The organism is Alteromonas sp. CNT1-28 (assembly GCF_022348345.1).
GTDB classification, from domain to species: domain Bacteria; phylum Pseudomonadota; class Gammaproteobacteria; order Enterobacterales; family Alteromonadaceae; genus Alteromonas; species Alteromonas macleodii.
Window position 1 is genome coordinate 187,666 of record NZ_JAKREZ010000006.1, and the last position, 24,278, is coordinate 211,943.

Annotated in this window: 18 protein-coding genes; 9 read left to right on the plus strand and 9 right to left on the minus strand. The window is 44.9% G+C overall.

The genetic code is table 11. The annotated features are described in order from the left end of the window. Positions 1–228 precede the first annotated feature (228 nt). Both MHN02_RS05555 and MHN02_RS05560 read right to left on the minus strand, forming a co-directional pair. Positions 229–1,743, minus strand: a complete 1,515-nt coding sequence (locus tag MHN02_RS05555; protein ID WP_239244968.1) for an AMP-binding protein — start codon at positions 1,741–1,743, stop codon at positions 229–231. A gap of 153 nt (positions 1,744–1,896) precedes the next feature. After that, positions 1,897–2,370, minus strand: coding sequence for a hypothetical protein (locus MHN02_RS05560; RefSeq protein WP_239244971.1), 474 nt, complete (start codon positions 2,368–2,370; stop codon positions 1,897–1,899). A 117-nt stretch (positions 2,371–2,487) separates the two neighbouring features. On the opposite strand from MHN02_RS05560, the gene MHN02_RS05565 reads away from it, so the two are divergent. The 9 genes from MHN02_RS05565 to lysC all read left to right on the plus strand — a co-directional run bounded on the left by MHN02_RS05565 (position 2,488) and on the right by lysC (position 16,722). After that, positions 2,488–3,714, plus strand: coding sequence for a PQQ-dependent sugar dehydrogenase (locus MHN02_RS05565; RefSeq protein WP_239244974.1), 1,227 nt, complete (start codon positions 2,488–2,490; stop codon positions 3,712–3,714). Between the two features lie 399 nt (positions 3,715–4,113). After that, entirely contained in the window at positions 4,114–6,924 is a 2,811-nt protein-coding gene (locus MHN02_RS05570; RefSeq protein ID WP_039234948.1) for a bifunctional aconitate hydratase 2/2-methylisocitrate dehydratase, read from the plus strand. Between the two features lie 262 nt (positions 6,925–7,186). After that, positions 7,187–8,899 (plus strand): ATP-binding protein, encoded by a 1,713-nt coding sequence (locus tag MHN02_RS05575; protein WP_239244977.1) that lies wholly within the window; start codon positions 7,187–7,189, stop codon positions 8,897–8,899. Positions 8,900–9,030: 131 nt separating this feature from the next. After that, positions 9,031–10,212, plus strand: a complete 1,182-nt coding sequence (locus MHN02_RS05580; protein ID WP_239244980.1) for an alpha/beta hydrolase-fold protein — start codon at positions 9,031–9,033, stop codon at positions 10,210–10,212. A gap of 6 nt (positions 10,213–10,218) precedes the next feature. Continuing rightward, entirely contained in the window at positions 10,219–10,503 is a 285-nt protein-coding gene (locus MHN02_RS05585; RefSeq protein ID WP_239244983.1) for a DNA ligase, read from the plus strand. A 145-nt stretch (positions 10,504–10,648) separates the two neighbouring features. Beyond that, positions 10,649–11,602, plus strand: a complete 954-nt coding sequence (locus MHN02_RS05590) for a DNA ligase (RefSeq protein WP_039224538.1) — start codon at positions 10,649–10,651, stop codon at positions 11,600–11,602. Between the two features lie 575 nt (positions 11,603–12,177). Then, entirely contained in the window at positions 12,178–14,790 is a 2,613-nt protein-coding gene (gene acnB, locus MHN02_RS05595; protein ID WP_239244986.1) for a bifunctional aconitate hydratase 2/2-methylisocitrate dehydratase, read from the plus strand. Positions 14,791–14,862: 72 nt separating this feature from the next. Next, positions 14,863–15,312, plus strand: a complete 450-nt coding sequence (locus tag MHN02_RS05600; RefSeq protein ID WP_014948302.1) for a DUF192 domain-containing protein — start codon at positions 14,863–14,865, stop codon at positions 15,310–15,312. Between the two features lie 60 nt (positions 15,313–15,372). Next, positions 15,373–16,722: a lysine-sensitive aspartokinase 3 gene (gene lysC / locus MHN02_RS05605; protein WP_014948303.1), complete on the plus strand. Its 1,350-nt coding sequence runs from the start codon at positions 15,373–15,375 to the stop codon at positions 16,720–16,722. A gap of 64 nt (positions 16,723–16,786) precedes the next feature. Here lysC and MHN02_RS05610 read toward each other — a convergent pair whose 3' ends face one another. From MHN02_RS05610 to surA, 7 genes are all read right to left on the minus strand, one after another. Continuing rightward, the gene (locus MHN02_RS05610) at positions 16,787–17,365 is read right to left on the minus strand and encodes a heme-binding protein (protein ID WP_239244988.1); all 579 of its coding nucleotides are present in this window, start codon (positions 17,363–17,365) and stop codon (positions 16,787–16,789) included. Positions 17,366–17,592: 227 nt separating this feature from the next. Then, positions 17,593–19,617, minus strand: coding sequence for a methyl-accepting chemotaxis protein (locus tag MHN02_RS05615; protein ID WP_239244990.1), 2,025 nt, complete (start codon positions 19,615–19,617; stop codon positions 17,593–17,595). A 282-nt stretch (positions 19,618–19,899) separates the two neighbouring features. After that, a complete protein-coding gene (locus MHN02_RS05620) occupies positions 19,900–20,727 on the minus strand; it encodes a symmetrical bis(5'-nucleosyl)-tetraphosphatase (protein WP_156085947.1) in 828 nt (275 codons plus the stop codon). A gap of 7 nt (positions 20,728–20,734) precedes the next feature. Beyond that, positions 20,735–21,109 carry a Co2+/Mg2+ efflux protein ApaG gene (apaG, locus tag MHN02_RS05625; protein WP_014948307.1) on the minus strand — a complete coding sequence of 125 codons (375 nt, stop codon included), beginning with the start codon at positions 21,107–21,109 and terminating at the stop codon, positions 20,735–20,737. Positions 21,110–21,116: 7 nt separating this feature from the next. Beyond that, positions 21,117–21,944: a 16S rRNA (adenine(1518)-N(6)/adenine(1519)-N(6))-dimethyltransferase RsmA gene (rsmA, locus tag MHN02_RS05630; protein WP_239244992.1), complete on the minus strand. Its 828-nt coding sequence runs from the start codon at positions 21,942–21,944 to the stop codon at positions 21,117–21,119. Continuing rightward, positions 21,941–22,927, minus strand: coding sequence for a 4-hydroxythreonine-4-phosphate dehydrogenase PdxA (gene pdxA / locus MHN02_RS05635; protein ID WP_014975694.1), 987 nt, complete (start codon positions 22,925–22,927; stop codon positions 21,941–21,943). The genes rsmA and pdxA overlap by 4 nt, the downstream gene beginning before the upstream one ends. Before the next feature lie 13 nt (positions 22,928–22,940). Beyond that, positions 22,941–24,254 (minus strand): peptidylprolyl isomerase SurA, encoded by a 1,314-nt coding sequence (surA, locus tag MHN02_RS05640; protein ID WP_258312597.1) that lies wholly within the window; start codon positions 24,252–24,254, stop codon positions 22,941–22,943. Between the last annotated feature and the right edge of the window lie 24 nt (positions 24,255–24,278).

The window sequence follows — 24,278 nt, forward strand, 5'->3', positions numbered from 1 at the left end:
AATGTTGAATTGCAGGACAGAACGACGGCTAGTTTTGACAGACAATGTCATAAATTGCATATGTGCAACAAAAGTGAATGGGGTATAGATAAGTTATAGTCTGTACCGCGCTTATTTCCAATGAAATCAGATTATCCTTTGGTAGCAATAACCTGATTTTTCAATGGAAAACGCGTAAAACTAGGTATTAAGCACCGCGCTGAATGTGCGGCGCAAGTGGGGGAGTCATTAAGCCGAACGAAGCTCTCTACGTAGAATTTTTCCGACGGTAGATTTTGGTAGCTCGTCAAGTATCGTGATCGACTTAGGGATCTTGTAATTTGTGAGGTGCTGTTTACAAAAATCAATGACGTCTTGTGTCGATACATCGCTTGAAACAGTAATAAATGCACATACTCGCTCACCGGTCTTTTCATCGGGTTTACCCACAACTGCGGCTTCCATCACGCTAGGGTGAGTTGTAAGTACATCTTCAATCTCGTTCGGATAGACATTAAAGCCAGAGACAATAATCATATCTTTTAAACGATCTACAATTTTAATTGCCCCAGATTCGGTGCGAATGCCAATGTCCCCGGTTTTAAAGAAGCCATCTTGGGTCATGACTTTGGCAGTTTCGTCGTCTCGGTTCCAATAACCCAGCATAACCTGAGGTCCGCGAACTGCAATTTGCCCCGACTCACCATCGGCCACTGGCTTATCATGGCTATCCAGTAACGCAACTTCAGTGCCTTCTAGTTCGTGCCCCACCGTGCCAATCTCTTCTTTACCTGGAATGTTAAAAGATACAACTGGCGCAGTTTCTGATAGCCCATAGCCCTCGGTGATGGTGTTCCCGGTTACGTCTCGCCAAATGGATACTGCGGCTTGAGTAAGTGCGGTGCCGCCAGACATTGTGAGGTGTAACTTAGAAAAGTCTAACTTTGCAAATTCAGGGTGTCTCCCAAGACCAACAAACAAGGTGTTGATCCCCATGAATGCTGAAATTTTATGGGGCTTGAGTGTTTGAATGAAACCGTCGATATCTCGCGGATTGGGTATAAGAATTATCTGAGTACCTTTGGCAAAGAGCGCCATCATTCCAACCGTAAATGCATAAATATGATAAAGCGGTAATGGGCATACCAATACTTCTTCACCATCTTTGAAGCCCTCACCAATACGGTCGAGCATTTGGATGCAGTTAGCTAAAACGTTTTTATTACTTAAGGCTGCGCCCTTCGATACCCCAGTAGTACCACCGGTGTATTGCAACATGGCAAGTTCATCTAGAGCAATAGAAGGACGTTCAAATGCAGGCAGTGTATTGCCTAGCTCCACTGCTTGTGTGAATGAAACCGTACCATCAAGATTTGGTGCAGTGTTAGGGTCTAAAAGCTCTGTTGCCGATGTGGTGATAACGGTTTCGATACTAGTATCATCTTTTATGCTAGTGAATTTGGGGAGCAAATCACCCAGAATAACCAGAGCTTTCGCGCCACTATCAGTGAACTGGTGCTTCATCTCGCGTTCGGTATAAAGCGGGTTTGTATTTACTACAACAAGGCCTGCGCGTAAGGCAGCATAAACAACAATAGGGTTTTGAATTAAATTAGGAAGCTGTATGGCGACTTTGGTACCAGGAGACAATTTAGCTTCGTGAACAAAGTAGCGGGCTAACGCTGATGACTTACGGTCTATCTCGGCAAATGTAAGTGTTTGTCCAAGCGCCGTATACGCTGGCCTGTCGGCAAATTTTTGCAAAACGCTTTCAATATAATCGGCTAAGCAGGTCACGTTATCATGTTGCTTGTTCCTAGTAGGGCAAAGTAAGTAGGGTGTTTATGCCTTACAGTAGCAAACTTAACTTTTCATTTACATCAGGGTTGGGTTATTTAGTATTATAATTTTTAGTTATCAATTGTTTGTAGAACTATTACTTAAGTAACTATATAGCCCACCAGCACAGATGCCTGCCATGCATTGTGCGGTAAGTCCTAAGGTAGTGCGAGCGCCTGCAATTAGGGTCACATTCAATATGGGCTGCATGGCAATGAGCATTAATAAGAACGACAGGCCTCCCGCTATTGTGAAAAGAATAAATCGGGTACGGTTGGTAGAGCCACTAGCATTTTGATTAAGACGTCTAACAATGAAATGTGTCGCCAAGAACGCCAACAATAAGGTAACGGCAATAATCACGCCGTAAGTAGGCAAAAGGCCTAGTGCATCTTGCCATATCATGAAAAACCAATCGCTTGGATTCATATCGACATCAATTCGAATGAGTCCGATTAAAACGGCACACGAGTGAAACGTACTTGCTAGTAGAAAGCCGACGGCCCATGATGGTAAAAAATGGAAAATAGTGCGTCGTATTAGGTTGTTCATTTTTGTAGTCCAAGATTTGTCGCACAGTGCATTAGAACAAAACTCAACAGGCCTCAAATGGTTTGAGCGTGGCAATAGGGTATACCATAGTATGTTAAGTAAAAGAGGACAATCACAATGAAGTCATGGCGTACGATGATCAGTTTACTGGCTTTTTCTTTATTGGGAGCTGCTTTGGCTCCTGCTTTTGCCGTAACTACTGCCTCTGAACTCACTCAAAAGCACGCATCTAAGACTGAGCAACGTGAAGCAGGTAGCTCAAATCTAACGGCCTATGAAAATTTCGACCAGCATGTCATGACAGAAGATATCGCTACCTCACTGGCGTTTCCCAAGGCCTTAACGACGGTTATCGATAAGGCTCAGGCAAGCACCCATATATTAATAGTAACGCGAGATGGTGAGCTGGTAATTATTGACAATAAGGGGGAAAGTGCGCGGTTTTCTTTAATGCTCGATGACTTGTACACCAAAGGGCAAGGAGGCGTACTCGATCTTCTTATACCCTCGCAATTCCCTGAAGACAGAACCGTGTTGCTGAGTTATTCCAAGGGGAGCGATAGTGCAAACCGTCTTGCTATAGTAAAAGGACAGCTTTCCCTTACTTCTGGCATTACTAACATTCAGCCAGTGTTAGCACTGGCACAAGCCAAAGACACGCCTGTGCACTACGGTGGGAAACTGCTTCAACTAGAGGGCAGTGCTTTAAACACAAAACAGGGCTTTTTGGTTACGACAGGAGATGGCTTTGATTATCGCGAGCAAGCGCAAGTTATCAGTTCACAACTAGGAAAAGTGCTAGGGTTTACAATAGACGGCAAGCCGTTGGCCAACTCTCCTTTTCCTGATAACCCCTTTATTTTTAGTATTGGGCACCGCAATCCCCAAGGACTTGTAGAGGGGAATGACGGCAACCTGTTTTTGCATGAGCACGGCCCAGATGGCGGTGATGAAGTAAACCTTCTTCAACAAGGCGCAAATTATGGTTGGCCTGTTGTTACACTGGGCAAAGACTATTCCGGCGCTAGAATTTCGCCTTTTTCGACCTATCCGGGTATGACTGGCCCCATTGTAGACTGGACACCTTCTATAGCGCCATCCTCCATGATCTACTATTCCCATGGGCGTTTCCCGATGCTAGCTAATACGTTACTTGTTACCAGTTTGAAAGCTAAAGCTTTGTATGCAGTTAGAGCCGTATCGAACGAATATATCTCTACAAAAATTTTTGAGGGACCTGGGGAACGGCTGCGGGATATTGCGCTTGACCATCAAGGTAACCTGCTTCTTTTGACCGATGGTGAAAATGGAAGAGTGATCGAAGTATCGCCAAGAGGAAATTAGGCACAGAAAACATGAATAAATGAAATTTTGTTTCAAAATTGATGGTAATTTGTACTGGTAGCACCATAAATAAAATGAATGTCTGTCATAAGTACAACACTATTATTTATCTTTATTGGTCAAACCATTCAAGCTGAATATCGTCATTGATTTCAAATGATTTGCTTCTAACCATATGAAATTATTGGTTTAATTTTGCTTTTAATTAAAATGCGTTTTTCTAGTAAAAATGTAAGTGCTTTAACATAACGACAGTTTAGGCGGGTGAATACCTAACTGTTTACTTTCAGTCATTACGTAACCGCTAAAAATCGGTTAAAATATCCCTCATTTTTATATGCGTATAGCTAAGACCGACTTAACACTACGCCCAAGTAAAACTAAGACCGAGAGAACTATATGAGTTTGTATTCAGAATATCTGGCAGAGATCGAAACCCGTAAAACGGAACTAGGTCTTAACCCTAAGCCAATCGACAGTGCAGATCTGCTGTCTGAAATTATTGCTCAAATTAAAGATACAACAAACGAGCATCGCGAAGACTCTCTAAAATTCTTTATCTATAACACGCTTCCAGGTACTACACCTGCGGCGGGTGTTAAAGCACAATTCCTAAAAGAAATTGTACTTGGCGAAGAAAAAGTAGAAGAAATTACCCCTGAGTTTGCGCTTGAACTACTTTCACACATGAAAGGTGGTCCGTCTGTAGAAGTACTACTAGACCTAACACTTTCTGATGACGAAGCGGTTGCTAAGCCTGCGGCAGAAGTATTGAAGACTCAAGTTTATCTATATGAAGCTGACACTGAGCGTCTTGAAAATGCATTCAAAGCTGGCAATGCTATTGCTAAAGACGTACTAGAAAGCTACGCAAAAGCAGAATTCTTTACCAAGCTTCCCGAGGTTCCAGAGAAAATTGAAGTTGTGACTTACATCGCCGCTGAAGGTGATATCTCAACTGACCTTCTTTCTCCAGGTAACCAAGCGCACTCACGTGCCGACCGTGAACTTCACGGCCAGTGCATGATCTCTCCTGAAGCGCAGCAAGAAATTGTTGAACTTGGTAAGAAGCACCCGAATGCTAAAGTGATGCTTATCGCTGAAAAAGGCACAATGGGTGTAGGTTCATCTCGTATGTCTGGTGTTAACAACGTTGCACTATGGGCAGGTGAGCCAACAAGCCCTTACATTCCATTTGTAAACAAAGCGCCAATTGTTGCTGGTACTAACGGTATTGCGCCTATCTTCCTTACTACTGTTGACGTAACCGGTGGTATTGGTCTTGACCTTAAGAACTGGGTTAAGAAAACTGATGAAAATGGTGAAATCGTTCGCGATGCAAACGGTGACCCAGTACTTGAAGAAGCGTACTCAGTAGCAACAGGTACTGTACTAACTATCGATACTAAGGCGAAGAAGCTTTACAACGGTTCAGAAGAACTTGCTGACGTATCTGCATCATTTACTCCTCAAAAAATGGAGTTCATGAAAGCCGGTGGTTCTTACGCAGTTGTATTCGGTAAGCAGCTACAGTCTTTCGCAGCACGTACTCTAGGTACAAAAGCGCCAGCCGTATATGCAGCGTCGAAAGAAGTGTCTCACGAAGGCCAAGGCCTAACAGCGGTTGAAAAAATCTTTAACCGTAATGCAGTTGGCGTAAATTCAGATGCTCCGCTTCACGCTGGTTCTGACGTACGCGTTAAAGTAAACATTGTAGGTTCTCAGGATACGACTGGCCCAATGACGTGCCAAGAGCTTGAGTCAATGGCCGCTTCAACGATTTCTCCTGTTGTAGATGGTGCTTACCAGTCTGGTTGTCACACAGCATCAGTATGGGACAAAAAAGCACAAGCTAACATCCCTAAGCTTATGTCGTTCATGAACAACTTTGGTGTAATCACTGCACGTGATCCTAAAGGCGTTTACCATGCAATGACTGACGTTATTCACAAAGTGCTTAACGACATTACAGTAGACGATCGTGCCATTATCATCGGTGGTGACTCGCACACGCGTATGTCTAAAGGTGTAGCATTCGGTGCCGACTCAGGTACGGTAGCACTAGCACTTGCAACGGGTGAAGCGGCAATGCCAATCCCTGAGTCTGTGAAAGTTACTTTTAAAGGTAGCATGAAAGAGCACATGGACTTCCGTGACGTGGTTCACGCGACTCAAGCGCAAATGCTTAAGCAATTCTCTGGCGAGAACGTGTTCCAAGGTCGTGTAATTGAGGTTCAAATCGGTACTCTATTGGCTGACCAAGCATTCACATTCACTGACTGGTCTGCAGAAATGAAGGCGAAAGCATCAATCTGTATCTCAAATGACGAGACAATGATTGCGTCGCTTGAACTTGCTAAGAGCCGTATCCAAATCATGATCGACAAGGGCATGGACAACGAAGCGAACATGCTTCAAGGCCTAATTGACCTAGCTGATAAGCGTATTGCTGAAATCAAGTCTGGTGAAGAGCCAGCGCTTGCGCCAGATGACAACGCGAAGTACTACGCAGAAGTGGTTATCGATCTAGATCAAATCGACGAGCCAATGATTGCTGACCCAGACGTAAACAACGAAGACGTATCTAAGCGTTATACCCACGACGTTATCCGTCCAGTTTCTTACTATGATGGTAAGCCAGTAGACCTAGGTTTCGTTGGTTCTTGTATGGTGCACAAAGGCGACATGCAAATCATCGCACAAATGCTGCGTAACCTAGAAAAGCTTAACGGTTCTGTTGAATTCAAAGCGCCACTAGTTGTAGCTCCACCTACATATAACATCGTTGACGAGCTAAAAGCGGAAGGCGATTGGGACGTTCTAGCGAAATATGCAGGCTTCCAGTTCGATGATGCTAAGCCTAAAGAAGCGGCGCGTACTAAGTACGACAACATTCTTTACCTAGAGCGTCCTGGATGTAACCTATGTATGGGTAACCAAGAAAAGGCTGAGCCAGGCGATACAGTTATCGCGACATCTACACGTCTTTTCCAAGGTCGTGTTGTAGCTGACTCTGCTGAGAAGAAAGGTGAATCACTACTAGGCTCTACGCCGCTAGTAGTACTTTCAACGGTTCTTGGTCGCTTCCCAACCACTGAAGAGTACAAGCAAGCAGTTGCAGGCATTGACCTAACTAAGTTTGCTCCACCTTCTGAAGACTTGGCAGTTAAGCCTAAGTTCGAAGCAGATGTAGCCGTTAAGCGCGTATAAGTACTTAACGCTTTTAAACGCATTAAAAGCCCCAACCTCGGTTGGGGCTTTTTTGTACCCAAATAATGGGGTCAGAGTACATTAATAGGGTAATGAACCCAGCGGTAGCCAACTTGAATAATGGGGTCAGAGTACATTAGTACGGTTGTAGAGCTAGCGGTAAACAGCTAGAAATGTACTCTGACCCCATTATTTTTATGCAGAGTTGTTGTTTGGTACTTATACTGAGTTATTAGTCATTTAATAATACTTAGAAACCCTAATGCCAAAGCAGTACTCTACAAAGCCTGAATCATTTGGCGAAGTTACATCGGCCTTGCAAAAAGCTGGCTTCAAAATTCTGCTGGTTTTTTCTTTACTCATCTTAGCGGTAATCGTCATAGCACAACCCCAAAATGTGTATGTGGCAGTATTTTTCGGCCTGTCTTGGTGTGCAATTTCGATAGCGGGAATTATCTTTTCTAACTACAAAGAACCTTTGGCGAAATTGTGGGCAATACTCACCATTCCCGTCGCGCCTTACCTTGTAATAAGCAATGGGCTTATGCCCGCAACCTTAGTTCCAATTGCTACTATTTTTCCCATTTTACTGCTTTCTAATGGTTGGCGAATAAGTGCAATGGTAGTACTCGCATGCTGTACTTTTCTTGTGCCGTTTTACGAAGGGGATTATGACAAGGGCCTTTGGCTAAGGCTTTGTGTGACCAACCTTGTTGTGTCCCTTCTTATCTATGCTCTAGCGAGCCAATTAGAGAAAGCCCTTGTTGAGAGTAAAAACAAAACTCTTGAGCTAAACAGGGCGCTTGCAAGCGAAAAGCAAGCGTCGGCTGCACAATCACGATTCCTCGCCACTATGTCACACGAGATTCGCACGCCATTAAACGGTATTTTGGGATTGACCGATGTAGTGCTTTCTCATGATATTTCGGAAAGTGCACGGCCTAACCTCGAGAAGATTCAGCGTTCAGGACTCTCGCTAAACCGCATTTTGAACGACATACTAGATCTCTCCAAATTGAATGCGGGAAAACTTGCGCTGGAGATCATTCCCTTTGACCTAAAAAGTACTGCCAAAGATTGCGTGGCGTTTTATGCACAATTGGCGCAGAACAAAGGTATCTCACTGAGAATAGAAGTAGATAAAACATTAAATACTTGTGTTGTAGGGGACGCAACGCGCCTTTCTCAAGTGTTAAACAACCTAGTGAGCAACGCGATAAAGTTTACGCATCAGGGCAGTGTCACTTTAGGGCTATCGAAAGGTGAAGCGTCAAAGACCCATCAATTTGTCAGATTTTCAGTTAAGGATACGGGGGACGGGATTGATGCTTCTGAACAAGAGCGCGTATTCGATGCATTTACACAAGCCAACAGCAGCATTAATCGAATGCACGGGGGAACGGGACTTGGTTTACAGATAGTAAAAAGCTTGGTTGAAGCTATGGGCGGCACGGTTTATCTGAAAAGCGCGGTAGGTCAGGGGAGTGAATTTTATTTCGAGCTACCGTTTGAAATTGCAGATAGTGTAATCGGCGCTAAAGAACAGGAAAGCACACCGTCGTTCTCAAACCTTACTGTTTTGGTTGCAGAAGATAACGACATTAACCAGGTCGTAGCAAAATCCTTGTTAGAAGACACAGGATTGAAAGTTGCGCTTGCTAATAACGGTAAAGAAGCAGTAGATATTGCACTAAAGCAGCATTTCGACCTTATATTGATGGACTTACACATGCCTGAAATGAATGGCTCTGAAGCCGCTTTAGCGTTGCGAAAAGCTAACATCACTATTCCTATTATCGCGTTCACTGCTGCGGTGGTTGCCGAAGAAATAGATAAAGCGTTAGCATCCGGGATGAATGGATATCTCACAAAACCAGTCAATAAAACGGAACTACACGCTATGCTAACTAAATATTTGGGCGGAGAAATGTCTACAGAAAGTTCCTGTATTGCTAAAGGGGAATATACAGAGTAATGTGCCTATGAAATTGTCATTAATCCGAATAAACCCCTGTTACACAATAGATAATAATAAAAGTTCGCTTGGCCCAATCAAGTAAATAGTATTACTGCGAAAAGCAAAGCGTCTTATAAAAGGATTTAAGTTTGAAGTCACAAATACATATTATAATTGCCCTGCTATTTCTTGCTTTCACGAGCCTTCCGGCTAACAGCGAAACAGGCAGCGACAGCCAGCGTTACGAATTGAAGGTAGAGAAACTCCAATCTAAAGTGCTAAACGAGCAACGAGAAGTGGTTGTTCAGCTTCCAAAAGGCTACGCCGAAAACCCCGACAAGAAATACCCCGTTATTTATCGTCTAGATGGTGCGGGAAATCTTACTATGATGAATGCAGTGCTAGAATCGCTGCAATCTCAGAATGCTGCACCGGAAGTCATTATAGTCGCCATTGAAAATACCGACCGACTTCGCGATTTATATCCCACGGCAAATGAAGATCCAAACGGGCCTGTAGGCTATGGCGGTGGCGGTGCGAACTTTCTTTCCTTTATAACCACTGAGCTTATGCCGATGGTAGAGAAGAAATATCGCGTGCATGACTTTCGAGTGATAGAGGGTGCATCAGCCGGAGGTGTATTCGCGTTGTACGCACTTTCCCAGAAGCCTGAGCTTTTTAACGCCGCGCTGACTTACAGTGCTGCGGTGTGGTGGAACTATGGCGCATCTGCGAAAAGTACGGTTGCATTCTTAAAATCTGCCAATCATTTAGACCACTTCATTTACACGTCTATCGGCAATGAAGGCGCGCCCATGCGCGCATATTATAACGATATGATTTCTGGAATGCGGGCAAATCAACCTGCCGGGTTAAGATGGGAGAACGAAGCCTACGAGGGGGTTACACATAATTTGGTTTCAGCTGCTTCAACCTTTAGCGCTTACCACCATTTGTTCTTATCAGCTTATTTAAGGCCACAGCAGTTCAGTGGAGATATTAAAAGTATTAAAGACTATTACGCCCGTGTTTCAAAGCAGCGAGGCGAGAGACTCGACGCGCCGGAATGGGTTATTCGCGAATTAGGTTATCACTATGTGGGTAAACAAAATTACGACAAAGCCATCGCCTTGTTTAAATACGATATTGCTGAGTATCCTCAAACGCCAGACGCTTATAATGGCTTAGCCTATGGTTATGAGCAGATGGGCGAGTACAAAAAAGCGCTGGAAAGCGTAAACCAAGCCTTAGCACTTTCCACGTCTGAGCACGATGGCCATCAGGTTTATGTTAATAGACAAAAGCGCTTGCAGTCTTTATTGAAGGATTAAGTTATCTTGAACCATAAAAGCACAGTTAAACACGTAAATTGGATCGCCACTGCGGTTTTTATGGTTGGAATGGCCTTGGGAACGAGCGGGTGCAGTACCGTCACGACAGGCCAAACCGATCGCTGTATTGAGCAAGCTAACAACGCAGATGTTCATGGGGTGTACACCGCCGATGAGCAGCTAAATGCTTGCTTGGAGACTTACAAACTGCGACGTGATAAAGAAAGAACGGCAGGTGAAGCGTTTGCTGAAGACGTGCTGATCTCAGTTATTGATATTATTACCGACTAGAGCACCTTCGATTAAGCGAAAAAACCTTCCTACGTACAGTTATAAAAGCAAAGAAGGCAGAGTAATTTACTCTGCCTTCTTTGTTTTTGCTTCTCTATTAAAAGCATAAAAGCAAGCAAAGGTTAACACGTTATAGGAAGAGCCGATGCGAAATTTTTTGACCGCTGTATATGTACTTTCAATCACCGCCATAGCTAACGTTAATGCTAATCACATGCTCGATACTGTCGAAGAGCTGCAGCTTGCTAAGCAATACGATCAAAGTCGCACTGATATTAACGTAGCTGACTATTGGGTTAGTGAGAAGCTAGACGGTATTCGCGCAAGATGGAACGGTACTGAACTACTTACCCGTAATGGGAACAAGATATTCGCGCCAACATGGTTCACCGCCAACTGGCCAGAAACCACTATTGACGGCGAACTTTGGATAGGAAGAGGGGAGTTTGAACGTACAGCTTCTATTGTGCTTTCAACGATGACAAACATCGAGCTGCATTCTGTCGCTAACGCTTCATCTAGCACAGTGTCTTCAGCAGACACTGTAGCCGCAGCAAATTCTCTATCTGCAAAACGCTGGGCCAAAGTTAGATTTATGGCCTTTGACATGCCTATGATGGGTGAGCCCTTTGGTCGGCGACTCAACATGCTTAACAGCCTAAGTAAATCTACACCTAATCCAACGTTTGCAGTTATCCCTCAATTTAAGCTTACGTCTATTGCTTCACTTGATGAAAAGCTGGAGCAAGTAACCCAGGAAGGCGGAGAAGGGTTAATGCTTCATCATGAACAAGCGCTGTACACATCCGGGCGAAGTGACATGTTGCTCAAAGTAAAACGCTTTGAAGATGCAGAAGGGAAAGTACTGGCATTGCTTCCGGGAAAAGGACGATTTAAGGGAATGATGGGCTCGCTTCTTGTAGAAACGCGAGAAGGCATTCAATTTAAATTAGGAACGGGCTTTTCAGAAAATGAGCGCCAATCTCCACCCGCTATCGGTAGCTGGGTAACTTTTAAGTACTACGGCTTAACTAAAAATGGAAAGCCAAAGTTTGCAAGCTATCTTCGCACCAGACCTCAGACAGACTTGCCCAATTAACAATTATTTACTGCCAGTATAGTCACAATGAACTGCCTCTCACTTACTGTTGTTATACCAATCCGCATGGATAAGTGCCCACTCAGAAGGCGCTGGCAAGTTTCCTAGCAAAGCGTGGGAATGCAGGAATGGTTGTTCCCTTTCAAATTCCCAGAATGAAGCTAGGAAGCTTGCCAGACCTTCCCGAAGGGCGAGTTTTAAATGTCCGTACTCTTTATTGTGTCACCTTGATGTAGAACCACTATACCTGCGGTAACACGCCGCGATTACGAACATTTTAACTCTCGCTGAGTGGGTAATTATCTATGCGGATTGGCCCCTTGTCTTTAAGTCATAAAGCCCTATAACTTTACTACATGTTAATTGCTAAAATGACTTTGCTTATTTCTTTTTAATCGCTTTTGTCGTTTAAAAGTAATGGTATGAATAGCGATTATAAGTGAATTAAAAGGGCGCTAAATTTAAAAAATGAGCCCGTGAAGTTATACTGTTGATGATTTATTAAACACACCTTGCGTCAAGTGCGTACAAGACCGTTTACTCCCATTGCGCAAGCTAACTTAGAGGAAGAGACTGTGTTACAAGACTATCGCAATCACGTTGAAGAACGTGCCGCTCAAAATATTCCACCTAAACCGCTTAACGCTGAACAGGTAGCTGGCCTGGTTGATTTATTAAAGAACCCGCCAGCAGGCGAAGGGGATTTTCTTTTAGAACTGCTGTCAGAACGTGTACCGCCTGGGGTTGATGAGGCAGCTTACGTTAAAGCTGGGTTTTTAAGTGCAATCGCAAAAGGTGAAGACAGTTGTGAGCTTATCTCTAAAGAGAAAGCCGTTGAACTGCTAGGAAATATGCACGGTGGCTACAACATTGCCACTTTAGTGGAGCTACTTGATGATAAAGCGCTTGCGCCGTTGGCAGCGAAAGAGCTGAAACATACTCTTTTAATGTTTGACGCTTATCACGATGTGGAAGAAAAGCACAAAGCGGGTAACGAGCATGCCACTGACATCATTAAATCTTGGGCTGAAGGTGAGTGGTTTACGTCGCGTAAGTTAATGGACGATAAAATCACTTACACCGTGTTTAAAGTAACAGGTGAAACTAACACTGATGATTTGTCGCCAGCCCCTGACGCATGGTCTCGCCCAGATATTCCTCTGCACGCCCTGGCAGCTTACAAGATGCCCCGCGAAGGTTTAGAGCCAGAAGAGCCAGGTGTTAAAGGCCCAATGGCGCAAATAGAAGAAGTCAAAAGTAAGGGGTATCCCGTAGCGTTTGTCGGTGATGTAGTTGGAACCGGCTCGTCACGCAAGTCGGCAACTAACTCTGTATTGTGGTTCTTTGGTGAAGACTTACCGGGTGTGCCTAATAAACGAGGCGGTGGTGTATGCATTGGTTCAAAAGTTGCGCCTATCTTCTTTAACACAATGGAAGACGCCGGTGCATTGGTGTTTGAAGCCGATGTGGAAAAAATGAACATGGGTGATGTGATAGACATCTATCCGTTTGAAGGAAAAATCACCAACCATGAAACCGGTGAACTTCTTGCAGAATACAGCTATAAGTCGAAGGTGATTCTGGATGAAGTGCGCGCAGGTGGACGTATCAACCTGATTATTGGCCGTGGCCTTACCGAGAAGGCGCGTGAGACACTAGGTTTAGGCCCAACGGATTTATTCCGTACGCCTGAACAGCCAAAAGACAGCGGCGCGGGTTTCTCGTTAGCGCAGAAAATGGTGGGTAAGGCGTGCGGTGTCGACGGTATTCGCCCAGGCACCTACTGCGAACCTAAAATGACAACCGTGGGCTCGCAAGATACCACAGGGCCAATGACCCGCGATGAGCTTAAAGACCTAGCCTGTCTTGGCTTTACTGCCGATTTAACCATGCAGTCATTCTGTCACACCGCCGCTTACCCAAAGCCGGTGGATATAGAAACGCAGCACACGCTGCCTGATTTTATAATGAACCGCGGTGGCGTATCGCTTCGTCCTGGTGACGGCATTATACACAGCTGGTTAAACCGCATGCTGCTGCCTGACACAGTAGGCACGGGTGGTGACTCGCATACTCGTTTCCCATTGGGTATTTCATTTCCTGCGGGTTCTGGCCTAGTCGCGTTCGCTGCGGCTACTGGCGTTATGCCGCTGGATATGCCCGAGTCGGTATTGGTGCGATTTAAGGGAGAAATGCAGCCGGGCATTACGCTACGCGACCTAGTACACGCCATTCCGCTATACGCCATCAAACAAGGGCTGTTAACGGTAGAGAAAAAAGGCAAGATCAACGCCTTCTCTGGCCGTATTTTAGAAATCGAAGGACTAGAGAACTTAACCGTAGAACAGGCGTTCGAGCTTTCTGACGCATCGGCGGAGCGTTCAGCAGCCGGTTGTACTATCAACTTATCTGAAGCGTCGATTGCTGAATACCTGCGTTCAAACATTACCATGCTACGCTGGATGATTAACGAAGGTTATGGCGACCCACGTACCTTAGAGCGTCGCGCGCAGAAAATGGAAGAATGGTTAGCTAACCCAGAGTTGATGCGCGCCGATGCAGATGCTGAGTACGCTGAGGTAATCGAAATTGACCTTAACGATATTAAAGAGCCAATTGTGTGCTGCCCTAATGATCCTGACGATGCGAAAACCTTATCTGACGTTGCAGGCGATAAGGTAGACGAGGTCTTCATTGGTTCATGTATGACAAACATTGGTCACTTCCGCGCAGCCGGTAAGCTACTTGAGCAATACAACAAAACACTGCCAACCCGTTTATGGATGTCACCACCGACTAAGATGGACAAAGCCCAGTTAATGGAAGAGGGCTATTACAATATTTATGGTCGCGTAGGCGTACGTACAGAAATGCCCGGCTGCTCACTATGTATGGGTAACCAAGCACGGGTGGATGCGGGCACAACGGTGCTTTCAACGTCTACTCGTAACTTCCCTAACCGCCTGGGCGATGGGGCGAATGTATATTTGACCTCAGCAGAGCTTGCTGCAGTGGGTGCCATTGTTGGGCGCATTCCAACTGCTGAAGAGTACATGGAATACGCTAGCAAAATTAACGCAATGTCGGGTGAAGTATTCCGCTACTTAAACTTCGACAAAATGCCTAGCTTTAAAAAGGCTGAGGAAGAAGCAAAAGCGCGCATTATTCCAACATTGAATGTTGCTTAAAATAGTGTATAAACTACAAAGCCGGTGACCGTTAAGGTGACCGGCTTTTTTTATGGCGAAAAGGAATGTCTAATGGGAAAATCTTTCTTTATTGTTGCTGCACTTGTATTAACCTTAGGGTGTGCAAAAGCGCAGGTTGACCCTGTATCGTCGCTGAATTCAGTGGACTTTGAATCCATTACACTTGAGATTGGCGGCAAGCACTATGAAGTTGAGTATGCCAAAACCTTTGAACAACGCGCACAGGGCCTTATGTTTCGCAAAGCCTTGTGTGAAGACTGCGGTATGTTTTTTAAGTTTTCTAGCCCAAAGTTTGCGGGCATGTGGATGAAAAATACCTTTGTTCCTCTAGACGTAGCATTTATCGACAGAAAAGGCGTAATAACGGATATAAAACCTCTCACTCCGCATAGTTTGGAGTCGGTCGGATCATCGAAAGAGGTACTTTACGCGTTGGAAATGAACCAAGGGTGGTTTGCCGAGAATAATATAAAAGTAGGCGACCAAATAACGATTGATTAACCGCGCAAAAGGCGCGGTTGCTGCTAGCGAAATGCTAGTTTTATTCTGGAGTTAAATATAGTGACAAATGCCTTATCGATAGCTAAGTTCGGTGGAACTAGCGTTGCGAATTACGAAGTAATGCAAAACTGCGCCCGAATTGTTGCCGGTAATGACAAAACGCGCATTGTGGTAGTGAGCGCTGCGGCAGGTGTAACCAATCACCTGGTAAGCTTAGCGCACACACCTATGACGCAACAGCAAATTGAAGAGACCTGTCAGGCCATTATCAATATTGAGCTTGCCATTCTTAACAAGTTGAAAGATAAAGACGCGGTTGAGCCAAAACTCAACGACTTGTTAGATGAAATGCGAAGCTTAGCGTTTCATGAAGAAATCCTTCACCGCGATGATTTAAAAGATCAGCTGCTTTCAATGGGTGAGCGGATGTCATCGCTGATGTTCTCTTCAGTGCTTGCAGAGCAGGGCGTAAAAACCATGAACTTTGACGTACGTAAGGTGTTACGTACGGACAGTGAGTTTGGAGAAGGTGCGCCGCAAATCGAAGAAATCGAAAAGCTGTCTAAACAATTGCTGGCACCTGAAATTAAAGACGCGATAGTGGTTACTCAAGGCTTTGTTGGTGCTGACGAGGAAGGCCGTACTACAACGCTAGGTCGTGGTGGTTCAGATTTTACGGCGGCGCTACTTGCTGAAGCGCTTGATGCCGAATCGTGTGAGATTTGGACTGACGTAACAGGGGTGTACACAACTGACCCGCGCATCACGCCAGCTGCTCATCCGTTACCTGAACTCAGCTTTGAAGAAGCGGCGGAAATGGCCACCTTTGGTGCCAAGGTACTACATCCTGCCACTATGGAGCCTGCACTTCGCAAGGACATTAAGGTGTTTGTAGGCTCTAGTAAGGAGCCAGAAAAGGGCGGTACATGGATTGTGCGTGATTGTGAGCACGAACCACCGTATCGAGCTATTACTCGCCGTAAAGAGCAGGTAATGGTGACAGTGAAAACTCCGAAGATGATGTATGCGCAAGGCTTCCTACAGCAGGTATTTGCCATCATCGCTAAGCACAAGCTAAGTGTTGATTTGGTTACCACATCAGAAATCTCGGTATCTTTTACCCTTGATAACCCTGCAAACTCTGTGGCTCAGCGACTAAACAAAGAAACCATTGCTGAACTTGAAACTATCTGTGATGTGAAAGTAGAAAAAGGTTACGACCTTGTCACGGTTGTAGGTAACAACATGCAAACCGCTGTTGGTGTTTCTAGCAAGATTTTAGCTGCGGTTTCAGATTTCAACCTGCGTATGATTTGCTTTGGCGCCAACCCGCACAACCTATCGTTCTTGGTTAACGAGACCGACAGTGACGACGTGGTTCGCAAGCTTCACACGGCGTTATTTGAATAAGCACCTACTGTGCTGAATGACCCCAAAAATCGGTCGCCTTAAAGGCGGCCGTTTTTATTTCACATCAGTTTGTAGATGATTTCAAAATGTCGACCGGTACAATGATTTCGTGACGTTTATTCCACGGTAGGGTGAAAGGCGAGTCGTAGCCCATATAGCTAGGTTCACCATCAAGCTCAATATTATTGTCCCTAAGGGCTTTAAGCAGTTTATTCGTATACTGCTTCTTATCGCTGTCCTTGTTGAAACCTGAATAACGAATAGCGGCTACCGTTCTCGCTGGTACAGTAACCAGCGATACATCTTTGTGCGTAGGCACAGGAGCGCTTTTAATGTCATATTTGCTGGGCAAGAAAAACATCATTGTTTCTGAAGATGAGACTTCGACAGGAGAGGTCATTGCAATTTCTTGAGAGCGCTTTCCAACTTCTACGGGGGACGTCATTGACACATTGCTACTGGATGTATTCTCACCAGAGATATAATTAAAGAGTAGTTGAAATGCTCCGTTATCTTCATTCCCACTAGACATTACGCCTAACGCTTCATTGTAATGCCTCACTTCAATATCTTCATCAAGGGTCTTAATGGAATAGGGAAGGGTTTCTGTATCTTTGTAATATGATGGCTCAGCCTGGATCATTGTTGACACCAATAAAGTAGTAATGAAAAGAGGCAAGCGAAAACGGGAAAATATCATTCTTTTTTAGTGGTTTGTTACGAATAGTCCTTATACGAATTAAAGCCGATTAATGCTCAGTTAAACGGTTCTAAAGTAACTATCTATGCATTCCTAAAGTGTGCCAGATTAATTGTCGGACACAAAAAAGGGGCTAAAAGCCCCTTCTTAAAACAGGTTTGCAAAAAGCGTTACACTTTAAACTGTCTGATAGACTGTTGTAACTCTTCAGCAAGTCGAGCCACTTCATGGCTAGACTCAGACGTTTGCTGTGCTCCAGCTGTCGTCTCTTCAGCGATACCCACAATAGTTTCAAGCTTTTCGCTGATCTCTTGTGATACCGTATTCTGTTCACGGGCAGACTGCTCAATTTGAGAGCTCACGTCATGGGCTTTGTGAACGGCGTCTGAGATGATATCCAACGCCTGTGTAGCCTTTTCAGTTTGTGCCACACACGCCGCAGTTTGCTCTTTACCTTGATTCATCACCGATACCGCTTTTTCAGCACCCGCTTGAAGCACTTCAATCATTGCGTTGATTTCTTGTGTCGATTCTTGAGTTCGGCTGGCGAGGGTTCTTACTTCATCAGCAACAACCGCAAAGCCTCGACCTTGTTCACCAGCACGCGCTGCCTCAATAGCAGCATTCAAGGCGAGCAGGTTGGTTTGATCTGCAACACCACGGATAACGTCTAAGATGCCACCAATGCTTGCGCTGTCTTGATGAAGCTTATTGATAACGTCTGCCGCTTCTTGAACGTCACGAGATAAGATCTCAATGGTGTTCTTATTCTCTAGAGAGATTTGGCGCACGTTCTCAGCCTCAGCATCCGCATGGCGAATTTGACTTAGCGTATCTTCAGCGTTTTGCACAACCAGCTGCGACGTAGAGTGCATTTCTGTGGTTGCTGTTGCTACTTGGCCAATTTGTGATTTCTGATCCTGAATTGAATGCGTCGTTTGCGCCGTCACTGCAGACGTTTGTTCTGAGGCGGCTGCCAGCTGTTCAGCACGAACGTTAATGGCTGTAATGAGCTCCTTCAGGTTTCCAATTAGCGTATTGCAGTTTCGGGCTAAAAGACCAAATTCGTCTTGCGCCGAATCGTCTAGACGGTGAGTAAGGTCACCCGATGAAGCCACCGTCAGAAGTTCATTTACACGATAAAGCGGACGTGTGATTGCGCGAACGGTCACGTAGCCAATAAATGCTGCTACTGCAATCGAGATAATAACAACCACAATAACGAACGTGTTGCCCGTCGCAATGGCGCCGTTAACCTGACTTTCTACATGTGTCGCTTTCTTGTCTGCAAGGTTGAGCAGGTTTTCAAGAGCGACAACCGCTTGCGCGATATTTGAGTCTGAAGCGTTAAGCGCTTTTTCAGCATCATTTCTACGCTCTAGACGATCAACATGAAGCTGAACCACGCCATCGTTAGCTTTAATCGCATTGATTGCGTTGTTAACCAAGTCGTTAATGTCATCAAGAGTACCAGAATCATCGCGACCGCCCGCAGTTTGCATCATGTCGCTTAATTGCGTGACCACTTTCTCGACAACCAAATCAACTTCGTTGCCTAGCGTCTGCGAACGAACCAGTGTCTCTGTCTTAATGTACTCGTATGAAACCGTGAGCAAAGAAAGCAGCGACGTCTCAAGTTGGCCGCCGATTTCTGCCGCACGTCGTAGGTTAGGGTCGCGCTGAACAGCATCTAAGTCTGAGAAATCTAGAAGGTAGGTAGATGCATCGTCTGCGTTGTCTTCGGCGTCACCCAGTCTGTCTTGAATTGTGTTGCGTATATCAAGGTACATTTGGTGATTTTTGTACATCGCTTCAACATTGGTGATATATGCTTCATATGATTCACGTACAGTATTCAGCGTGCTCTTTAGTTCTGGCTCGTTATTAACGGCCTGCGCCAGTTTCTTATATTCACTCTCAAAGGTGTCTTTGGCAGAGTTAAAAGACGCTCGTTTGTCTTTTAAGCCATTTAGATCTTCTTCGATGTAGCTCTCGAAGGTAAGTCGGCCCATATTGAGAAAGCTGGCTTTAAGTGCATTGCTGCCTGCTACTGTGGGTAATGCAACGTCATTTACTTCTTCCGTTGCTGAGCCTATTGAGTTGAGGTTATAAAGTGAAACAACACTAATGACGATCAGAAGTGCGCTAATCGCTACAAATCCCCCGATTACGCGTGTGGCTACCGTTATTTTCATCGGAACTCCTGGATGAGTGTTTTTTATTTTTATCCCTAACGATATTACCCGTCTCAGCTAACAAAATATAGCGATTAAAGAAGCTAGTTTGCTCAATTACTGAGTAGATAATGAGACATTATCGTTACTATCGTAAGTAAGTGTATCGGCTACAATAACTTAATGTTTATTTTATTTAGCACTTAAGTGTAGAAAGTTTAACTGGTAATACCAGTTGGTGCGTCAAATTATACACGTAAACATGTGCGAATTGGATAATTGCGGAGCCAGTAAACTCTGGTTTTAGGCAGAAACACTCACAAGCGAAGCGGAGTTCAGGTTTAGCAAAGTCATGCTTTGCCCCCAAACATATCCTGTATCTAAGCCGATAAATTGATGACTGTTTGTTTGGCCCGACAGAGCTGCCCAATGCCCAAATACCACTCGTTGATCATCACCGAGCTTTTTATTCTCTACTTCAAACCATGGTTTTAACGTGCTACTAGTGCTGTGGGATACTGCGCTGGGATGAGATTTGTTATCAAAATCGAGTGTGCCATCGGTATGAACAAAACGCATGCGCGTACACGCATTCACAATAAAACGCAGTCGCTCATCACCCTTAAGTTTATCTGACCAGTTGTTGGGTTTATTACCATACATTTCTGAAAGAAAAGCAGCGTAATTGTCGGATTTTAGGATGTTGCTAACTTCGTCACTAAGTGAAACGCACTCATCGATAGACCATTTAGGATAGAGTCCAGCATGCACCATTACTGATTGCTCATCTAACTTCATTGCCAACGGGAACTGACGCAACCAGTCAATAAGTTCGGCCAAGTCTGAAGCATTAAGTAGAGGCTCTAATTTGTCGGATTTTTTTGCTTTGCGGATGCCGTTTACAACGGCAAGTAAGTGAAGGTCGTGGTTTCCTAAAACACTGCTAAACTGGCTGCCGAGAGACTTTAAAAAGCGCAATGTGCTCAAAGAATCTTCTCCTCGAGCAACTAAATCACCTACTGCGAGTAGCGTATCGTTTTCTTCGTCGAATTTTACTTTATCTAACGCGCGACGAAGACCATCGTAACAGCCTTGTATATCACCAATGACGTACGTGTTACCTTGCGACATAGAAACCTTAATGAAGAATACTTGGAATGGCTAATCGGAAAACGTCGATAGGAACGCGAAAACGCTCGCCGCTCTCTAATTCCATTACATAGTAGCCTTCCATATTCCCAACCGGTGTGTCAATGACAGCGCCACTGGTATAGTCAAAATGCTCGCCCGCTTTCATGATAGGTTGCTTGCCTACAACCCCATCACCTTCAACTTCTGATGTTTTGCCATTTGCATCGGTAATTTTCCAGTAGCGACTGAGTAATTGCACCGTATGGTCGCTATTGTTCTCAATCGTAATGTGGTACGCGAAGGCAAATTGCTTTGAATCTGACGGAAGGTGGTCGGGAAGGTGACGGGTTTTCACCCGCACCTTAATATCAAGTACATCCATAGAGAACTTACTGCTCTTGTTGGTGCTCTTTTGCCGACACAGCGTTTGCTATTGTGGCAAAATTGTTAAGTGATAATACTTCTGCGCGAGAGGTAGGATCGATACCTAGCTCACGGATCTCCTCTTCACTTAAACTGTCTTTCAGCGAGTTGCGAATGGTTTTTCGGCGCTGGTTGAACGCTTGCGCACAGACGCGCTCAAGCGTATTTACAGACTCAACGTCTACTGGCGGAGCCTGATGCGGCACTAGCTTCACTACTGCAGAATCAACCTTCGGGGGTGGCTTAAAGGCACCCGGCGGAACATTGAGTACCGGAATAACGTGGCAGTAATACTGCGCCATTACGGAAAGCCTGCCGTAATTTTTAGAACCTGGTCCTGCTGCTAAGCGGTTTACCACTTCTTTTTGAAGCATAAAGTGCATATCTTCTATGCAGTGAGCATGATCAAAAAGGTGAAACATTAGTGGTGTCGAAATGTTGTAGGGCAAGTTACCAAATACGCGAAGCTTTTTGTCTTTGACTGGCATTTCTTTAGAAAGGGCGCCAAAGTCCATGGTCATTGCATCTTGTTCAATAACCGTTAGCTTATTGCCGTTAAATGGATGGTGTCTCAATCGCTTAGCAAGATCTCTGTCTAGCTCAATGACTGTGAGTGCATCTACTTCTTCACAAACAGGATCTGTTAATGCGCCTAAACCGGGTCCAATTTCTACCAGGTTTTGTTCATTTTTTGGCGCGATGGCCGCAACAATCTTGCCTATCACGTAATCATCGTGAAGGAAGTTTTGTCCGAATCGCTTTCTGGCCGTATGGCCTAAGTGTGTTTTACTCATTGTTGATGATGTGCAAGCTCGATGGCTTTTTCCAATGCTTTTCTGAAACTACCGGCGTCGGCTTCACCTGTTCCTGCTAAGTCTAATGCAGTACCGTGATCTACCGATGTACGAACGAAAGGTAACCCTAGCGTGATATTCACTGAAGCCCCAAAACCCTTATATTTTAGCACGGGTAAGCCTTGGTCGTGATACATAGCCAGCACTACGTCAGCATTTTCCAGATATTTGGGTTGAAATATGGTGTCTGCAGGTAGAGGGCCTGTGATCTTTAAGCCTTCTTCTCTTAGTTCGTTAAGCGCCGGAATGATGGTATGAATTTCTTCAGTGCCAATGTGACCATCTTCACCCGCGTGAGGGTTCAAGCCACACACATAAATGTGAGGTTCTTTAACGCCAAACTTCAATTTAAGGTCGGTGTTGATGATATGAATGACCTTATGAAGACGCTCTCGGGTGATAGCTTTCGCTACATACTCAAGGGGAATATGCGTGGTGGCAAGCGCTACATTAAGACCTTCAGTTGCCAGAAGCATAACCACATCAATGGTATTGGACTGATACGCAAAAAACTCAGTATGACCGCTGAATGATACCCCTGCTTTGTTGATAATGCCTTTGTGTACGGGGCCGGTAACGACGGCGTCGAAGTCGCCATCCATATTTGCCTGACATGCCTGGCGCAGAGTTTCTACTACGTATAACCCGTTTTCGCTATCAAGCTCGCCTGGCGTAACGTCAACGGATTTATCTATTTGCTTTATAAACAACGAACCCGCATCTTGAATTTGCGGGTTAGTGGCATCGTAATCGATTAGCGTTAATGGCAGCCCCAAGGCGCTTGCTCGTGCTTTGAGCATTTCGCCATCGGCAAACACGACAAGCTGCGCTTGCCATGCTTCCTGGGCCAGTTTTATGATCAAATCTGGCCCGATACCTGCCGGTTCTCCCGGCGTTATTGCTATTTTAATTGGTGTACTCATGAATAACTTATTGTTACGAGTCGACAACTTCTACGTAAGCGGCATCACGCATCTCACGTAACCAGTTCTCGGTTTCCTCTGAAAATTTACGGTTGAAGATAAGCTGGTAAGCTTTATCTTCTTTGCGCTTATCGGTAGCGTCATCAATACGACGTTCAATAAGCTGAATTAAATGCCAGCCGTGCACGGTACGAACAGGTTCACTAAATTCTCCAGGCTCAAGCTGTGCAAGTGCGTCTTTAAACTCAGGCACGTAATTATTTGGATCCGACCAGCCAAGCTCGCCACCGCGAAGGGCTGAACCAGGATCTTCTGAATGCTCTTTAGCTAGCTCTGCAAAATCAGCTTCACCATTTTTCACCTCTTCCTTGAAGCGGTTTAGCATGGCTTTAGCTTTGTCTTCGCTAAGAATGATTGACGGCTTAACAAGAATGTGGCGAGAGTTTACTTCTTCCACCGTGACTTTCTCAATACCGCGCGTATCTAATACTTTTAGGATATGAAAGCCTGCACCGCTTCGAATAGGTCCAACAAGAGCATCTTTGTCTTTGTTTTGAATAGCTTCAGCAAAAAGCGTCGGCATGGCGTTAATGTTAAGCCAGCCCATGTCACCGCCTTCGAGCGCTTCGTTACCTGATGATGACGCAATGGCGATTTTAGCAAAATCAGAGCCTGACTCTAATAGTGAAATGACTTTGTCTGCACGCTCACGTGCCGATTGAATATCTTCATCTGTAGGCTCTGGCGGGAAACCAATAAGAATGTGACCTAAGCGATATTCAGCTTGAGTAGCGCCTTGCTGTTCCATCAGGTCAATCAAGGTTTCAATTTCTTGAGGTGTAATATAAACACGGCGACGTACGTTAGCACGGCGAACTTCACCCATGATAACTTCTTCGCGAATGTCTTCGCGGTAATCATCGTATGCAATACCTTCTGCCGCTAATTGGGCACGAAGTTCTTCAATCGTTGCATTTTGATTCGCTGCAATGTTGCTAATGGTTTGCTCTAGCTGTGGATCGCTAATGCGAATACCCATACGCTCTGCCATTTGAAGCTGAAGGCTCTTAGTGATTAAACGCTCAATTGCCTGTGTACGAAGCGCACGATCTGACGGTAGCTGTTGATTATTAGCTTCTGCGTTGCGTTTAACGTCTTGTACAAGGGCATCAATTTCGCTTTCAAGCACAACACCTTGGTCAACAATTACGGCCACGCGGTCAAGCATGACCTCTTGCGCAACACTGTTAAACGAGAGTAGGGCACCTAACATCAATGCACGGATAATGAACTTCATACACACTCTTTTATTATTGGTTGATTGCATTTAAGCGCTGTAAGCGCTCAACTG

Coding starts and splice junctions, on each gene's coding strand:
- MHN02_RS05590 (WP_039224538.1), top strand. CDS start 10,649: ATGCGAAATTTTTTGACCGCTGTATATGTACTTTCAATCACCGCCATA.
- apaG (WP_014948307.1), bottom strand. CDS start 21,109: ATGGATGTACTTGATATTAAGGTGCGGGTGAAAACCCGTCACCTTCCC.
- MHN02_RS05600 (WP_014948302.1), top strand. CDS start 14,863: ATGGGAAAATCTTTCTTTATTGTTGCTGCACTTGTATTAACCTTAGGG.
- MHN02_RS05615 (WP_239244990.1), bottom strand. CDS start 19,617: ATGAAAATAACGGTAGCCACACGCGTAATCGGGGGATTTGTAGCGATT.
- rsmA (WP_239244992.1), bottom strand. CDS start 21,944: ATGAGTAAAACACACTTAGGCCATACGGCCAGAAAGCGATTCGGACAA.
- pdxA (WP_014975694.1), bottom strand. CDS start 22,927: ATGAGTACACCAATTAAAATAGCAATAACGCCGGGAGAACCGGCAGGT.
- MHN02_RS05560 (WP_239244971.1), bottom strand. CDS start 2,370: ATGAACAACCTAATACGACGCACTATTTTCCATTTTTTACCATCATGG.
- MHN02_RS05570 (WP_039234948.1), top strand. CDS start 4,114: ATGAGTTTGTATTCAGAATATCTGGCAGAGATCGAAACCCGTAAAACG.
- MHN02_RS05565 (WP_239244974.1), top strand. CDS start 2,488: ATGAAGTCATGGCGTACGATGATCAGTTTACTGGCTTTTTCTTTATTG.
- MHN02_RS05610 (WP_239244988.1), bottom strand. CDS start 17,365: ATGATCCAGGCTGAGCCATCATATTACAAAGATACAGAAACCCTTCCC.
- MHN02_RS05620 (WP_156085947.1), bottom strand. CDS start 20,727: ATGTCGCAAGGTAACACGTACGTCATTGGTGATATACAAGGCTGTTAC.
- surA (WP_258312597.1), bottom strand. CDS start 24,254: ATGCAATCAACCAATAATAAAAGAGTGTGTATGAAGTTCATTATCCGT.
- MHN02_RS05575 (WP_239244977.1), top strand. CDS start 7,187: ATGCCAAAGCAGTACTCTACAAAGCCTGAATCATTTGGCGAAGTTACA.